The 15,223-nt window shown below is 67.0% G+C and carries 16 protein-coding genes and 1 tRNA gene; 13 read left to right on the top strand and 4 right to left on the bottom strand.

All coding sequences use genetic code 11. The annotated features are described in order from the left end of the window. Positions 1–37 precede the first annotated feature (37 nt). Complete coding sequence (locus ACP694_RS19350; protein WP_029914476.1) at positions 38–535, bottom strand: Lrp/AsnC family transcriptional regulator; 498 nt, start codon at positions 533–535, stop codon at positions 38–40. A gap of 141 nt (positions 536–676) precedes the next feature. Here ACP694_RS19350 and ACP694_RS19345 point away from each other — a divergent pair, with 141 nt between their 5' ends. The 7 genes from ACP694_RS19345 to ACP694_RS19315 all read left to right on the top strand — a co-directional run bounded on the left by ACP694_RS19345 (position 677) and on the right by ACP694_RS19315 (position 7,775). Next, positions 677–4,177: an indolepyruvate ferredoxin oxidoreductase family protein gene (locus ACP694_RS19345; RefSeq protein ID WP_426015196.1), complete on the top strand. Its 3,501-nt coding sequence runs from the start codon at positions 677–679 to the stop codon at positions 4,175–4,177. A 106-nt stretch (positions 4,178–4,283) separates the two neighbouring features. Next, positions 4,284–4,583, top strand: coding sequence for a hypothetical protein (locus tag ACP694_RS19340; protein ID WP_426015195.1), 300 nt, complete (start codon positions 4,284–4,286; stop codon positions 4,581–4,583). Continuing rightward, positions 4,567–4,863, top strand: coding sequence for a type II toxin-antitoxin system RelE/ParE family toxin (locus tag ACP694_RS19335; RefSeq protein WP_426015193.1), 297 nt, complete (start codon positions 4,567–4,569; stop codon positions 4,861–4,863). Before ACP694_RS19340 ends, ACP694_RS19335 begins: the two co-directional genes overlap by 17 nt. Further along, the gene (locus ACP694_RS19330; RefSeq protein WP_426015230.1) at positions 4,863–5,975 is read left to right on the top strand and encodes an NAD(P)/FAD-dependent oxidoreductase; all 1,113 of its coding nucleotides are present in this window, start codon (positions 4,863–4,865) and stop codon (positions 5,973–5,975) included. The genes ACP694_RS19335 and ACP694_RS19330 overlap by 1 nt, the downstream gene beginning before the upstream one ends. Before the next feature lie 61 nt (positions 5,976–6,036). Then, complete coding sequence (locus ACP694_RS19325) at positions 6,037–6,408, top strand: hypothetical protein (protein WP_426015191.1); 372 nt, start codon at positions 6,037–6,039, stop codon at positions 6,406–6,408. A gap of 192 nt (positions 6,409–6,600) precedes the next feature. Beyond that, a complete protein-coding gene (locus ACP694_RS19320; RefSeq protein ID WP_426015189.1) occupies positions 6,601–7,653 on the top strand; it encodes a glycosyltransferase in 1,053 nt (350 codons plus the stop codon). Positions 7,654–7,698: 45 nt separating this feature from the next. Beyond that, a tRNA-Met gene (locus ACP694_RS19315) sits at positions 7,699–7,775 on the top strand. A 175-nt stretch (positions 7,776–7,950) separates the two neighbouring features. Here the strand turns inward: ACP694_RS19315 and ACP694_RS19310 are convergent. After that, a complete protein-coding gene (locus tag ACP694_RS19310; protein WP_426015186.1) occupies positions 7,951–8,082 on the bottom strand; it encodes a hypothetical protein in 132 nt (43 codons plus the stop codon). On the opposite strand from ACP694_RS19310, the gene ACP694_RS19305 reads away from it, so the two are divergent. From ACP694_RS19305 to ACP694_RS19295, 3 genes are all read left to right on the top strand, one after another. Then, positions 8,081–8,485, top strand: coding sequence for a YciI family protein (locus ACP694_RS19305; protein ID WP_426015184.1), 405 nt, complete (start codon positions 8,081–8,083; stop codon positions 8,483–8,485). The genes ACP694_RS19310 and ACP694_RS19305 overlap by 2 nt on opposite strands. Then, a complete protein-coding gene (locus ACP694_RS19300) occupies positions 8,482–9,765 on the top strand; it encodes an RNA polymerase sigma factor (protein ID WP_426015183.1) in 1,284 nt (427 codons plus the stop codon). The genes ACP694_RS19305 and ACP694_RS19300 overlap by 4 nt, the downstream gene beginning before the upstream one ends. Before the next feature lie 88 nt (positions 9,766–9,853). Next, a complete protein-coding gene (locus ACP694_RS19295) occupies positions 9,854–10,279 on the top strand; it encodes a VOC family protein (protein WP_426015181.1) in 426 nt (141 codons plus the stop codon). 40 nt (positions 10,280–10,319) lie between these two features. On the opposite strand, the gene ACP694_RS19290 is transcribed toward ACP694_RS19295, so the two are convergent. Next, the gene (locus ACP694_RS19290; protein ID WP_426015179.1) at positions 10,320–11,336 is read right to left on the bottom strand and encodes a glucokinase; all 1,017 of its coding nucleotides are present in this window, start codon (positions 11,334–11,336) and stop codon (positions 10,320–10,322) included. Positions 11,337–11,571: 235 nt separating this feature from the next. On the opposite strand from ACP694_RS19290, the gene ACP694_RS19285 reads away from it, so the two are divergent. Continuing rightward, the gene (locus ACP694_RS19285) at positions 11,572–11,868 is read left to right on the top strand and encodes a PilZ domain-containing protein (protein ID WP_426015177.1); all 297 of its coding nucleotides are present in this window, start codon (positions 11,572–11,574) and stop codon (positions 11,866–11,868) included. A gap of 72 nt (positions 11,869–11,940) precedes the next feature. On the opposite strand, the gene ACP694_RS19280 is transcribed toward ACP694_RS19285, so the two are convergent. Then, on the bottom strand, positions 11,941–12,378 hold the full coding sequence (locus tag ACP694_RS19280) for a helix-turn-helix domain-containing protein (protein WP_426015175.1): 438 nt from the start codon (positions 12,376–12,378) through the stop codon (positions 11,941–11,943). Between the two features lie 270 nt (positions 12,379–12,648). Here ACP694_RS19280 and ACP694_RS19275 point away from each other — a divergent pair, with 270 nt between their 5' ends. Next, positions 12,649–12,966, top strand: coding sequence for an Mpo1-like protein (locus ACP694_RS19275; RefSeq protein ID WP_426015173.1), 318 nt, complete (start codon positions 12,649–12,651; stop codon positions 12,964–12,966). Between the two features lie 85 nt (positions 12,967–13,051). Next, positions 13,052–15,040: a methylmalonyl-CoA mutase family protein gene (locus ACP694_RS19270; RefSeq protein WP_426015171.1), complete on the top strand. Its 1,989-nt coding sequence runs from the start codon at positions 13,052–13,054 to the stop codon at positions 15,038–15,040. The last annotated feature ends 183 nt before the right edge of the window (positions 15,041–15,223 follow it).

The raw sequence follows: 15,223 nt of genomic DNA, 5'->3' as shown, positions 1-15,223 counted from the left end.
AATATATAGCAATTTTCGCTATTGCCGAGCCTTTCGGTCAGCTCAGCGGGCTGACATACGGGCTGACCAGCCCCAGCGGCACTGCGGTGGAGTTCTTGACGCCGCGGATGACGATCCGGCTCTCGATGTTGGACACCAGGCCCAGCGACAGCAGCTTGTCGCGCAGGAACTCGTCGAAGGCCCGCATGTCGCGGGTGACGATGCGCAGCTCGTAGTCGGCGGCGCCGGTGACGGTGGCGCACTGCACCACCTCGGCCCACTTGCCGACGGCCTGTTCAAAGACCTCGAGGTTTTCCTTGGTCGGCAGCGAGAGCTTGGCGGTGCAATAGACCTCGAAGCCCAGGCCCAGCTTTTCGCGGTCCAGGATGGTCACGCGGCGCTGGATGACGCCCGCGTCCTCAAGGCGCTTGATCCGGCGCCAACACGGGCTGGAAGACAGCCCGACTCGCTCCGCGATCTCCGCGACAGACAGTCCGGCGTCGTGTTGGATGAGATCGAGGATCTTGGCATCCACGGCGTCGAGTTGTTCGGACAAGAATTCCTCCCCCAGAGGTCATTTAGCGCGGCGATCGTGCCGAAAGCGGCCTTGAGTCGGGCAAGCCTTGGGCAAACAATTTCCCCGCTTCTATAAGATATTGCTGAGCGGGCGAGAAGACCCACGAGGAAAATTTTTGCTATGCGGCACTCGGAAGTCACGCTTGACGACAAATATGTGCTCGAAGATGGCCGCGCCTTCATCACTGGCGTGCAAGCGCTGCTCCGCGTTTTGCTCGACCGCAAGCGTCTCGACACCCGCAATGGGCTAAACACCGCCGGCTTCCTGTCGGGCTATCGCGGCTCGCCCCTGGGGGGATTGGACCAGCAGGCCGCTCGCCTGTCGGGACTTCTCACCGCCCACGACGTGGTCTTCAAGGAGGGCCTCAACGAGGACCTGGCCGCCACCGCTGTGTGGGGCAGCCAGCAGGCCAACCTGTTCCCCGGCGCCACCCATGATGGGGTCTTCGGCATGTGGTACGGCAAGGCGCCCGGCGTCGATCGCACCGGCGACGTCTTCAAGCACGCAAATTTCGCCGGATCCTTCCCCACGGGCGGCGTGCTGGCCGTGGCCGGCGACGACCATGGCTGCAAGAGCTCGACCTTGCCGTCGCAGTCGGAGTTCGCCTTCCAGGACTTCGAGATGCCGGTGCTGTCACCGGCCGACGTCCAGGAGGTGCTCGACTACGGCCTGATGGGCATTTCGATGTCGCGGTTCTCGGGCCTGTGGACGGGCATGATCGCCCTGGCTGACACCATGGACTCGGGCGTGACCATCGACGTCTCGCTGGACCGGCACAAGATCATCATTCCCGAGAACTTCCCGATGCCGCCCGGCGGCTTGGGGATCCGGTTGAAGGACCAGCCGATGGAGAAGGAGCGTCGCCTCCGCCTCCACAAGCTGCCCGCCGCCCTGGCCTTCGCCCGCGCCAACCGTATCGACCGGGTCGTGCTGGGCGGCTTGTATGGAAAAGGGGGGCACGTGCGGGTCGGCAAGGCCCGCCTCGGCATCGTCTGCCAGGGCCAGGCCTATAAGGACGTGCTGGAAGCCTTCACCGCCATGGGCATGAGCCTCGAGGAAGCGTCGGACCTGGGTGTCTCGATCTACAAGGTCGGCATGCCCTGGCCGCTGGAGCCGCTGGGCATGCGCAGCTTCGCCGCCGGTCTCGAGATCCTGATGGTCATCGAGCACAAGCGCGGGCTGATCGAGCCGCAGGCCCGCGCTGCGCTTTACGACCTGCCCGCCCATGCCCGTCCCCGGATCATCGGCAAGCTGGACGAGCACGGCCACCCGCTGCTGTCGGAGCTGGGCTCGCTGTCGGTCGCCGAAATCGCCCTGGCCATCTATGACCGCCTGCCGCAAGGGCCGCACATGGAGCGGGCCCAGGCCTATCTGAACCGCGTTTCGGCCGCCGGCGTCGCCGCTGTCAGCCTGGCCGCCGACCAGCAGCGCAAGCCGTTCTTCTGCTCGGGCTGCCCGCACAACATTTCGACCAAGCTGCCCGAGGGCTCGCGGGCCTTGGCCGGGATCGGCTGCCACTACATGGCCGGCTTCAACGATCCCTCGACCGACCTCAACACCCACATGGGCGGCGAGGGCCTGACCTGGGTGGGCGCCGCGCCGTTCACCACCGAGAAGCACGTCTTCCAGAACCTGGGCGACGGCACCTACAATCACTCGGGCTCCCTGGCCATCCGGGCCGCGATCGCCGCCAAGGCCAACATCACCTACAAGCTGCTGTTCAACGATGCGGTGGCCATGACCGGAGGGCAGCAGGCCGAAAGCGGCTTCACCCCTGCTCAGATCACTCGGCAGCTCGCCAGTGAAGGCGTCACCAGGACGGTGATCGTGGTCGATGAGCTGAAGCGCTACGAAGGGGTCAAGGATCTAGCCCCCGGCGTGGAGGTCTTCCCGCGGTCCGAGTTGATGAGCGTGCAGAAGATGCTGCGCGACACGGTGGGCACCACGGTGCTGCTCTATGACCAGACCTGCGCCACCGAGAAGCGCCGTCGCCGCAAGCGCGGGACCATGGCCAAGGCGACCCAGCGGGTGTTCATCAATCCCCTGGTCTGCGAGGGCTGCGGCGACTGCTCGATCAAGTCCAACTGCGTGTCAGTGGAGCCGCTGAACACCGAGTTCGGCCGCAAGCGCAAGATCAACCAGTCGTCCTGTAACCAGGACTACAGCTGCGTCGACGGCTTCTGCCCGTCGTTCATCACCCTGGAGGGCGCCGAGAGCACCAAGGCCAAGAAGGCCCCGACCCTGACGGCCGATTCCACGCCGCTACCGGTATTCAGCGACTTCCACGGCGTGCGGCGGATCATCTTCACTGGCGTGGGCGGCACGGGCGTCACCACCGTGGCCTCGATCCTGGCCATGGCCGCCCATGTCGACGGTCGAGCGGGCAGCGTCGTGGACATGACCGGCCTGGCCCAGAAGGGCGGCTCGGTGTTCAGCCACGTCAAGATCGGCGAGACCGAGGACACCGTGGTCGGCGGCCGCGTGCCCGCCGCCAGCGCCGACGTGCTGATCGCCTGCGACATGCTGGTGGCGGCCTCGCCGGAGGGCCTGTCGCTATACGCCAAGGACCGCACCCGCGCGTTCGGCAACAGCGATTTTGCGCCCACCGCCGACTTCGTCACCAGCCGCGACGTGCGGTTCGACTCAAGCGCCATGGCCCGGCGTATCAAGGGCGCGGTCAAGACCTTCGACTCCTGTCCGGCCCAGCACCTGGCCGAGACCCAGTTCGGCGACGCCATCTTCGCCAACATGATCATGGTCGGCTTCGCCTGGCAGCGCGGGGTGATCCCGCTGTCCAGCCGCGCGGTCTATCGGGCGATCAAGCTGAATGGCGTCGACTACGACGCCAACCTCGCCGCCTTCGAGCTGGGTCGCCGCGTAGCGCATGACCCGGCCGCGATGGGGCCCTCAAGCCAGCAGGGGGGCGACGCCGATGTGCCGACGCCGGAGACGATGTCGCTGGACGAACTGATCGCCAAGCGCACGGCCGACCTCGTGGCCTATCAGAACCAGGCCTATGCCGATCGCTACACCGCCAAGGTCGCCAAGGTCCGCGCCGCCGAGGTCGCCGATGGCGGCGAAGGCGCCGATGGCGGCGAAGGCGCCGACTCCGTTGGGGGCCTGCCCTTGACCCGCGCGGCGGCGGTCAATCTGCACAAGCTGATGGCGTACAAGGACGAGTACGAGGTCGCCCGTCTGTATACGGACGGTCGCTTCAAGGCCGAATTGGCCGGGACTTTCAAGGGCGGCAAGGCCAAGGTCTGGCTGGCTCCGCCGATCATCGGCGCCAAGGACAAGGACGGCCGGCCGCGCAAGATGGCTTTCGGCGGGTGGATGCTCGACTACGCCTTCCCCATCATGGCCAAGATGAAGGGCCTGCGTGGCGGGCCGCTCGACCTGTTCGGCGGGACCGAGGAGCGCAGGATGGAGCGCGGCCTGATCGCCGACTACGAACTCACCCTTGACCGCCTGACCGGCGGGCTCACGCCCGAACGCCTGCCGATCGCGGCCCGCATCGCGGCGGTCCCGCAGAACATCCGCGGCTACGGCCACGTCAAGGACGCCTCGGTGGTCAAGGCCAAGGCGGACGCTGCGGCGCTGTGGTCGCAGTGGGAGGGGTAGGGAACAAAGCGTCTGGGCCGATCGGCGGGATCGTGATGACGTTTTCCACGCAGCGCTTGACGCGCTGATGACTGGCGAGTTTCTGCCTTCGTGATAGGCTCGGCCCATGAACAAGCCGGTCCATCCCGCCCCGGTCGCCGTGACCCTGACGCCGGACGACGCCTTCGATCTGCAGGCGCGTGTCGAGCGTGGCGAGTTCACGTCGCTCGACGAAGCGGTCAGCGCGGAACTGGCCGAACTCAACTATCGGCGCGCCGCCGAGGTCATGGGCGGCTCCGAAAAGCTTGAGCGCTTCCTCGACGAGCTTGAGGCCGAGGATGATCCCTCGACCGACGTCGACGCGGAAGGTTTCTTCGCCGAGCTTCGCGCGGGTCTGAAAGAGCGCCTGGATGCGTCGCGCGGGTGAGGCGGCGGCTGGCGATCACGGCGGGCGCGCGACGCGATCTGCTGTCCGCTCTGGCCTATGTTGCCGAAGGCAGTCCTGGCCGCGCCGAGCCGAGCGCTATCTCGATGAATTGCTGGATCGTTGCGAGCGCGTCGTCGATTTTCCGTTCGCGGCCCCGGTCAATCTGCGCAACCGCAAGGACTGGCGAGCCATTCCATACGGACCGTTCATCATCTTCTCTTCGGTCTCGGATCGCCTCGTGCGCATTCGCGCCATGAAGCACGCGGCGTCCCTCAAATGATCCAAGACTTCGATTTCGACGCCGTCGTGGTGGGGGCTGGCGCGGTGGGCCTGGCTTGCGGCTACGCCCTGAGCCAGCGCGGGCTGGCCGTGGCCGTGCTGGAGGCCGAGGGCCACATCGGCCAAGGTGTGTCGTCGCGCAATTCCGAGGTGATCCACGGCGGGCTCTACTATCCGACCGGTTCGCTGAAGGCGCGGCTGTGCGTCGAGGGGCGGCGGCTGCTCTACGCTTTCCTCGACAAGCATCACCTCGACTACAAGAAGTGCGGCAAGCTGGTGGTGGCGACCCAGGAGTCCGAACTCGAGCAACTCGCGACGATCTACGACCAGGCCCTGGCCAATGATGTGGAGGGCATGGAGCGCTTGACCGGCGCCCAGGCCCGCGCCCTGGAGCCTGGTCTCAACGCTCACGCCGCCCTGCTGTCGCCCGAGAGCGGCGTCTTCGCCAGCCACGACTACATGCTGGCCTTGCAGGGCGAGGTCGAGGCGGCCGGCGGGGCGGTTGTGATCAATACGCCGTTCGAGGGCGCGACCCCCCTGGCCGGCGGCGGCTTCACTGTGCGGATCGGCGGTCCCGAGGCGGCGACCCTGACCTGTCGCCTGCTGGTCACGGCCCCCGGCCTGTCGGCCCAGGCGGTGGCGGCCAACATCGAAGGCTTTCCCAAGGACCAGATCCCGGAGGCCCATTTCGGCAAGGGCGTCTATTTCCGGCTGGCGGCCAAGGCGCCGTTCCAGCGGCTGATCTATCCGCCGCCGATCCATGGGGCCCTTGGCACCCACTATCGCAACGATCTGGGCGGTCAGGCGGTGTTCGGACCCGACCTGGAATATGTGCCGGCTCCCGACTATTCGGTCGATCCCGCCAAGGCTGCGGTGTTCGCCGCCTATATCCGCAAGTTCTGGCCCGACGTGCCGGCAGACCTGCTGACCGCCGACTATGCCGGCGTCCGGCCAAAGTTGCATGGCCCCAACGATCCGCAGCCCGATTTCCAGCTGCGCGGCGCCGACACCCACGGCCTGGTGGGGCTGATGGCGCTGTTTGGCATCGAGAGCCCTGGCCTGACCAGTTCGTTGGCCATCGGCGAAGAGGTCGCCCTACGGCTGGCCGTGTAAGGCCGCTTTGCGACCAAGTTCCACTTCATGCGTTGGCGTCTTGGCTTTTCAGGAGGGCGATATGCTTGACGACTTCATCGATAGACTGATCTCGCGATTAATGACGGGGGTTGGTCTGATCATGGCGGCCGCGATCGCCGCGGTGGCGACGGCGATGGCGGTGTTCGCCTTTCTCAGTCAGTGGGTCGGGGCCGCATGGGCCTATACCATCGTCGCCGCGACAGCCGCCCTGGCGGTGACGGTGTGGGCGCTGGCGCAGAAGAGCCACATCGCCCGCACCCGCCAGCCGCCGCTGGACGAGCGCGTGGTGGCGATGATCCAGGCCCATCCCACCGCCTCGTTCATGGCCGGCATGGCCGCCGCCACCCTGCTGAAGGGCAAGCCGTCACTGGCGGCGAGCCTCTGGGACGCACGCAAGGGCAAGCCGAAATAGCAGGCTCACTCTGTGGAGGAGGCGGTCGCGAGTCGATCGGTGGAGCGAGCTCGAGGGTCAGGCGCGCGAGTTAGCCCTTGAGCCCGCCGACCAGCAGGCTCCGCCTTCCAGGCGGGGAGACCCAGGGCTCCAGGCGTTGACTTGCGGCGCGCCCCCGACGAAGGTCCGGCCTCGCCAGAGACGGAGCCCGCCTTGATCGCCATCCTGCACGCCATGTTGGGCAAGGGATTGGGTGGCCTGGAGCAGGTGTTTCTCGACTACCAGCCCATCCTCGAAGCCTATGCGGCGACCGACGGCGGCGTCGCCACGGGTGTGGTGCGGACCGGGGGCAGGGTCGCGGCCCAAGAGCATGGCCGCGTTCCGGCCCTGGCGACGATGCCGGCCCATACCGACTGGGACCCCATCACCCTGGGCGCGGCTCGCAAGCTGGTGAAAGCCGCGGCGCCGGACCTGATCCTTAGCCATGGCCAGCGTCCAGCCCGCCTGATGGCCAAGGTCGCGCCGGCGAAGGCCGTGCTGGCCGTCTGCGTGCACAAGCCGGCCTTCGATATCGACACCACCCGGACGCATTATCTCTGCGTCGGCCAGCATTTGGCGCGGCTCGCCATCGAACGCGGCGCGCCCGCTCACCGCGTCCATTTCGTGCCCAACGCCGTCCGGCCCCCGACGCTTCTGGCGGCGCCTTTCTCAGGGATGGACCGCCCGCCGCTTATCGTCGCCGCCGGCCGTCTGCATCCCAAGAAGGGCTTCGACATTCTGATCGCCGCCCTGGCCCTGTTGCGCGACGAAGGCGTGGCCTTCGAGGCGCAGATCGCCGGCGAGGGGGATGAACGCGGCAAGCTGGAAGGGCTGATCGCCCAGCACGGTCTGGCCGAGCGCGTGCGCCTGGTCGGCTGGCGTGACGACGTCTCGGCCTTTCTCGCCACCGGCGACGTCTTTGCTTTCCCGTCTCACCAGGAAGGCTTCCCGCTGGTGCTGCTGGAGGCCATGGCCGTCGGCCTGCCGGTCGCGGCCAGCGCCATTCCGGGTCCGGTCGAGATGATCGCCGAAGCCGTCGATGGCCGGCTAGTCCCCCCGGGCGACGCCGCCGCCCTGGCCACCAGCCTGGCGGGGTTGATCGCCGCGCCGTCCAGGGCCGTGGCCCTGGGCGTCGCGGCGCGCGCAAAGGTGCTGGCTGACTATGGTCCGGAAAGCCTTGAGCGGCGACTTGGCGCGGTGCTCGATCTGATGCTCGGACGGGCTTGAAGCCGCCCCCGCTTTGCGCATATAAGCCCGCCTCCGCTTCGCGCGGGCTGGGTAGCTCAGATGGTTAGAGCGGTGGATTCATAACCCACAGGTCGGCGGTTCAATCCCGCCCCCAGCCACCAAGCGGTGTTTCCCAACGCCCGCCGCGATTTCGCCAGCCGCCTTACCCCGCCTTGAACGGGCGGCGTTGACCGCAGTTGCGCCAGCTCGCGCCCGTCAATTCCGCCTGCGTCCCGAAGGCGAAAAAGGATTGCGACGCTCACGCAGTGGACGATTTTCTCGCCTCCGTGCGACCGGTTAGCGCAGGTTCGTGTCGGTAATTTGATCGTCCAAGCCTGGCCGCAAAAGGATTTCGCGGCCTTTTCCAGAACGCCATGTCGGATGCCGGGCGCGCGGATCGTCCTGGTTGCGAGAGGCGGTCTGTTCCATGCTCTACGCGATCCTTTGCTACGACGCCGAAGACATGGTCGGATCGTGGACCCAGGCGGAGGACGACGCGGTGATGGCGCGGCTGGCGGAGGTTGAACAGGCGTTGGTCCGCAAGGGCTGGCTTGGCCCCGTCGCCCGGCTGCTACCGACCACCAGCGCCGTCACCCTGCGCAAGGGTCGCGAGAATCTGGTGATCGACGGGCCGTTCGCCGAGACCAAGGAACAGCTGCTGGGCTTCCATGTGATCGAGTGCGAAGGGCTGGAGGCGGCGATCGATGTGGCGCGGCAACTGGCCACGGCCAATGCCAGCGGCGGGGCCTTTGAAGTGCGGCCGATCGGCCTTTTTCGGCCTGTCGCGGTCCAGGTCGGGCCGAGCCGCGCGATGAAGGCGGCTCTCGGATGAGCGACATGGCGAGCATGGGCGGCTGCAGTCTCGACGGGGCATGGATCGACGCCGCCCTGACCGCGGCCCGGCCCCAGGCCGTGGCGGCGCTGCTGCGGTATTTTCGCGACCTGGACACGGCGGAGGAAGCCTTCCAGGACGCCTGCCTGCGCGCCCTGAAGGCTTGGCCAGGGAATGGGCCACCGCGCGACCCGACCGCCTGGCTGATCCTGGTGGGCCGAAACGCCGCGTTGGATGGGGTGCGCAAGCGCAGCAAGTCGGCGCCTCTGCCGGCCGAGGCGCTGATCTCCGACCTCGAAGACGCCGAGGCCTCGTTGGTCGAGCGGCTGGACGGCGACCACTATCGCGACGACGTGCTGCGGCTGCTGTTCATCTGCTGCCACCCAGACCTGACCGCCACCCAGCAGGTGGCGGTCGCCTTGCGCATTGTCTCGGGCCTGAATGTTCGCCAGATCGCCCGCGCTTTTCTGGTCGGAGAATCGGCGATGGAGCAGCGTATCACCCGCGCCAAGGCCAGGATCGGCGCGGCGGGCGTACCGTTCGGCGCGCCGGACGCGGCGGAGCGAGTGACGAGGCTCAACGCCGTGGCGGCGATGATCTATCTGATCTTCAACGAGGGTTACTCGGCCAGCGGCGAGGCGGCCGCGACCAGGGGCTCGCTGTGCGACGAGGCCATTCGCCTGGCAAGGCTGCTGCTGCGCCTGTTTCAGGGCGAGCCGGAGGTCATGGGCCTGACCGCCTTGCTGCTGCTGCAGCACGCTCGTGCGGCGGCCCGTTTCGACACCGAGGGGGCGGTCGTGTTGCTGGAGGACCAGGATCGAAGCCTGTGGAACCGCCGGATGATCGACGAGGGGCTGGCCTTGATCGACAAGGCCGTCCGCCACCGCCGGCCAGGCCCTTATCTGGTTCAGGCCGCGATCGCCGCCGAGCACGATCGCGCGCCGCGCCCCGAAGCGACCAATTGGGCGCGGATCGACCTGCTGTATGGCGACCTGGAGCAACTGGCGCCGTCGCCGGTGGTCACCTTGAATCGCGCCGTGGCCGTGGCGAAGGTCGCGGGGCCAGGGGCGGCCCTGGCGATGATCGAGCCCTTGGCCGCCAAGCTGTCGGGCTATTTCTACTTCTTCGGGTTGAGGGGCGGGCTGCTTTTCCAGCTGGGCCGGCGCGAAGAGGCCCGCGCGGCGTTCGACCAGGCGATCGCCCTGGCCAACACCCCCGCCGAGGCCACCCATATCCGGCTTCATCTCGACCGATTGGAGCGCGACGGCGCGGCCAGCTAGGCAAGCTGCGGAAAAATCCTCCGGTGATGTCGGGTCCGCATGGCCCGGTTCGTCCTCAGATCAGGCCTCGATCCAAGGAAAAACGACCATGAGCGACCGGCAACTCGAAAAGCTCGCCGCCAGCCCGCCCGTCGTCGGCGGCGTGGTTCCCTGTCTGCAGTCCAGCAACGCCAGCGCGGCGGCGGATTTCTACGTCAAGGCGTTCGCGGCCGAGGATCTGTCTCGCTTCGAGCCCGACGAGCAGGGGCGGACCATGCACATCCATCTGCGCATGAATGGCAATTCGGTGATGCTCAGCGACGCCTATCCCGATCACGGCTATGCGCTCAAAACCCCCGGCGCCTTCACCCTGCATCTACAGGTCGACGACGTGGACGCTTGGTTCGAGCGCGCGATCAAGGCGGGCGCCGAGACCCTGATGGCGCCGCAGCTGATGTTCTGGGGCGACCGCTATGGCCAGTTGAAGGACCCTTACGGCGTCAAATGGTCGATCGCCACCACGCCCAAGGCGTAGAGCGGTGGGCGGGGCGCGGCTTGCTGGTCCCCGCCGCCTGTCAGCAGTCCAAGAACTTCACGTCCGAGGCCGCGTAGCGCATGTCGCTGGCTGTGAACAGGCTCGACAGACCCAGCAGGGCGGGGCGACCCGGCATGATGAACACCGGCAGGTCGGCCACGTAGTGGCTCATCCGGCCCTTGGCGCGGTAGCGACGGATAAAGGCCTCCTGGTCCAGCAAATCGCCGATCTCTTCCAGCAGGGGGCTGTTGAGGAACACCCCGCCCCGGGCGGCGAACAGCAGGGCCATGTCGCCGGCGAAACCGCCCAGCAGGCCGCTGAAGATCGAGAGCGCCTCACGCGCGACCGCGTCGCCCGACCGCGCCAAGCTGATGACAGCGTTGTCATCTTTAGGCCGGTAAGTGGGGTCTTCGCTCGCCAGGGCGGCGTGGATGTCGCTCAATCCTTCCTTGGACAGCAGCCGTTCGGCGGAGATATCGCCATGACGAACGCGGATGGCCGAGAAGACCGCCGCTTCGCGCGCCTCCAGCGGGCAAAAGTCCATGTGGCCGCCCTCGCTGGGAACGGCTAGCCAGCCGTCGCCTCGCAACGGAGCCAGGGCCGCCACGCCCAGTCCAATATCGGGTCCCAGCACCGCGATGGCGCTGTTGCGGTCCGCCTTTCCGGGGTGGATCACGCCGAGCGAGGCTTCCGCCACCTTTGGGGCCCCCATCGCGCAGGCGGTGAAGTCGTTGACCAGATAGACCCGCGGCGTGCGCAGGACGTTGCGCAGCCAAGCCTGGGAAATGGTCAGGCCGGTGCTGGTCAAGATCACGGAGCCGTCGATCGCGGGCCCGGCCGCGCTGACCGCCGCCCCGATCAGGTCGTCGGTCGCCAGTTCCGCCACCACCGACCGAAGGCCAGCCTCCAGTTCCAGCGCGGTGGAGCACGGCAGGACGCGATGGTCGCCCGGATTGTCGCCCGGCTTGGCCAGGGCGACGATCAGTTCGCGCCCGGTCACGTCCGCCAGCAGCGCCACGCCGTGGGTCATGGAGTCGTCCCCTGTGATTCCTCGCATGCCGTTCTTCGCCGGCTCGCCCAGACACGTTAGCCGCAGACCGGTTACCGGCCAAATAACGGTCGAGCCTCTGGGTTTCCACAGATTTTAGCGGCGAGTCCGTTCAGGCGGCGTGGTCATCGGGAAATAAACCCTCTGCGCGCACCGCCGATTAACATCGATGCGCGTTGGTAGGTGTATGTCCAAGTTCGGCTCTGGCGGGGCCCAAGACCGGCGCGCTGGTACACGCACGATAATGCAACATGCCGGCAAGGTGCTCTGCGGCGCCTTCGCCTGGGACTGCGTGATCCGCGACGAGTCCGCGAGCGGCCTGCGCATCCAGATGCTGTCGGGGTCCACGCCGCCTGAATCCGTTCAACTGGTCGATCTCGTCAGCGGCTACGCCCACGACGTCAAGGTGATCTGGCAGAAGGACCGCGAGTTCGGTCTGAGGATCGTGCGCAGCCACGACCTGCGCGGCCTGGCGACGGCTTCGCTACAGACCGCCAAGCGGATGTGGCAGGCGGCTCAGGGCCGCGTCTCGGCAAGCTGACCCCCGATAGCGATCAGGCCCCGGCGTGTGAACGCCGAGGCCTGAACGAAACATCCGAGATCTTGGCCGGTGTTAGGCGGCCTCTTCCGCGCGGCTGGCTTCTTCGGCCATGGCGCGAACCAAATCGAGGACCTGGCGACGGACGCGACCGCGACCGATCTTCGGGAACACCTCGGCCAGTTCCAGGCCCTCGGGCGTGGTCAGGAATTCCTGGACGATACGCTCGGCCTTCTGACCGACTTCGTCGATCTCCGACCCGTCCATGGGATCCGCCAGACCGTCGAAGAAGAACGACACGGGCACCTGCAGGGTGCGGGCGATCTCGTACAGCTTCGACGCGCTGACGCGGTTGGCGCCGCGCTCGTATTTCTGGACCTGCTGGAAGGTCAGGCCCAGCGAATCGGCCAACTGCTCCTGGCTGACGCCCAGCAGCCTGCGACGCATGCGGACCCGGCCACCGACGTGCAGGTCCACGGGATTAGGGCGTCGGCCCTCGGTTTCCTCGCTCAAGTTTCGCCTCCAAAGGTTGTTCCCTACAATGACACGTCCGTGGCGTTGATGAAACGGCGAGGTGGCACTGCGGCGTTAGGTCGCTGAAGGCCGCTTTTTGACCTCGTGCTGCGCTAACGTTACGCCTTAAAATACTTCGATCACGGCGAATTCTAGGCCAGATTGTTACGCAACCTTGCGATCGTTTGGCGTTGAGCGCGGCAGGCGCCGGTGGCAGCCAAGGCGACACACGGTTCTTGCCCTGACAAGCCTATGGGCGGAACATCGGGCATGAGCACGCAAGACGAACCCGGGCGATATCGCAGCTTCGCCGCCTTCTACCCTTTCTATCTGAGCGAACACATCAACCGCACCAGCCGCCGGCTGCATGTGGTCGGAACGAGCTTGGTGATCGCCGTCCTGGCCTGCGGGTTTCTGGTCGACTGGCGGTTCTTCATCGCCGCCCCGCTGATCGGCTACGGCTTCGCCTGGGTGGGGCATTTGGTGTTCGAGAAGAACCGGCCGGCGACGTTCAAATATCCGCTCTACAGCCTGGCCGGCGACTTTCGGCTGTGGTTCGAGGTTGTGACGGGCAAGCGACCCTTCTGATCGCCTTCGCTCCTGCGATATTGCGTCGCAGCAAAACCCGGTTCATGATCGGCGGTAATCAAGAACGATAAACGGGAAGCGCAGGATGACGACCAAGCCGTTCCAGCACGCGCCGGACGCGCCCTGGATCTTCCGCACCTATGCGGGACACTCCACGGCCGAGAAGTCGAACGCCCTCTACCGCGCCAACCTCTCCAAGGGTCAGACGGGCCTGTCGGTGGCCTTCGACCTGCCCACCCAGACCGGCTATGACGCCGACCATATCCTGGCGCGCGGCGAGGTCGGCAAGGTTGGCGTGCCGATCAGCCACCTGGGCGACATGCGCCAGCTGTTCGACCAGATCCCGCTGGAGCAGTCCAACACCTCGATGACCATCAACGCCCCGGCCGCCTGGTTGCTGGCGATGTATGTGGCGCTGGGCGACGAGCAGGGGGCCGACCGTCGCCTGCTTCAGGGCACCACCCAGAACGACCTGATCAAGGAATATCTGAGCCGCGGCACCTACATCTTTCCGCCCGGCCCCAGCCTGCGGCTGATCGGCGACATGATCGCCTGGTGCTATATCGAGGTGCCCAAGTGGAACCCGATGAACGTCTGCAGCTACCACCTGCAGGAGGCCGGCGCGACGCCGGAGCAGGAACTGGCCTTCGCCCTGGCCACGGCGATCAGCGTGCTCGACACCGTCAAGGCCGGCGGCCAGGTGCCCGAGGAAGACTTCGAGATCGTCGCCTCGCGGATCAGCTTCTTCGTCAATGCCGGCGTGCGGTTCGTCACCGAGCTTTGCAAGATGCGCAGCTTTACCCGGCTATGGGACCATATCCTGCTGGAGCGCTATGGCGTGCAGGACAAGAAGGCCCGGCGCTTTCGCTATGGCGTGCAGGTCAACTCTCTTGGACTGACCGAGCAGCAGCCCGAGAACAATGTCTACCGCATTCTGATCGAGGCCCTGGCCGTCACGCTGAGCAAGGACGCCCGCTGCCGGGCCCTGCAGCTGCCGGCCTGGAATGAGGCGCTCGGCCTGCCGCGGCCGTTCGACCAGCAGTGGTCGCTGCGGCTGCAACAGGTGCTGGCCTACGAGACCGACCTGCTGGAATACGAGGACCTGTTCGATGGCTCCCACGTGGTCGAGGCCAAGGTCGCCGAGCTGTCGGCGGGCGCCTTGGCGCAGCTGGCGCTGATCGACGCCATGGGCGGGGCCTCCAACGCCATCGACTACATGAAGGGCGAACTGGTCGGCTCCAACGCCAAGCGGGTGCGCTCCGTCGAGACCGGCGACATGACCGTGGTCGGGGTCAATCGCTGGACCGACACCGAGGCCTCGCCGTTGTCGGCGGGTGAGAGCAGCATCGAGACCGTCGACCCGCGCCTGGAGGCCGGGGTCGTCGAACGCCTCAAGGCTTGGCGCGCGGCCCGCGACCCTGTCGCCGCCGAGGCCGCCCTGGCTGACCTCAAGGCCGCCGCCGCTGATGGCCGAAACATTATGGAACCCTCGATTACCGCCGCCAGAGCCGGCGTCACCACCGGCGAATGGGCCGGGGCTCTCCGCGAGGTGTTCGGCGAGTATCGCGGCCCCACCGGCGTGGCGGTGGTGGTCTCGACCGGCGACGCCGAAGACGTGGAATCGGTGAAGCGCGAGGTCGAGCGAGTCTCCCAGGTGCTGGGTCGCACCCTGACCTATCTGGTCGGCAAGCCCGGTCTGGACGGCCACTCCAACGGCGCCGAACAGATCGCCACCCGGGCCCGGGCCTGTGGGATGGAAGTGATCTATGACGGCATCCGCTCGACCCCCGACGAGATCGTCCGGCGCGCCAAGCAGGGCCGCGCCCACGTGGTCGGGCTGTCGATCCTGTCAGGCTCGCACCTGGACCTGGTGCAAGAGGTCATCCGCGTGATGCGCGCCGAGGGCCTGGGCCACATCCCGGTGGTGGTCGGCGGCATCATCCCCGAAGGCGACGCCCTGGTGCTGAAACAGATGGGCGTGGCGCGGATCTACACCCCGAAAGACTTCAAGATCACCGAAATCATGGGCGATGTCGTGCGGCTGGTGGAGGCCGCGGCGCTGGCGGAGGCCTGAGGGGGCATCCGCGAACTTCGCGGCCATCTGGCTTGGGAGAGTGATCTGGGCGCGTTGCGAACTGGTCGCTGACCCGTCGCGCCCGCCGTCTGGATCGATGGTGATCGTGCGTCCCGAGAGATCAGGCGCGGGGCGCTCTCACCGAGGCGCAGGCCAACCGCCGGCTGCCCGGCGAGGAACTGA

Source organism: Caulobacter sp. DWR2-3-1b2 (genome assembly GCF_049896345.1).
Lineage (GTDB): Bacteria > Pseudomonadota > Alphaproteobacteria > Caulobacterales > Caulobacteraceae > Caulobacter.
This window is presented reverse-complemented; position numbering and strand designations above follow the sequence as displayed.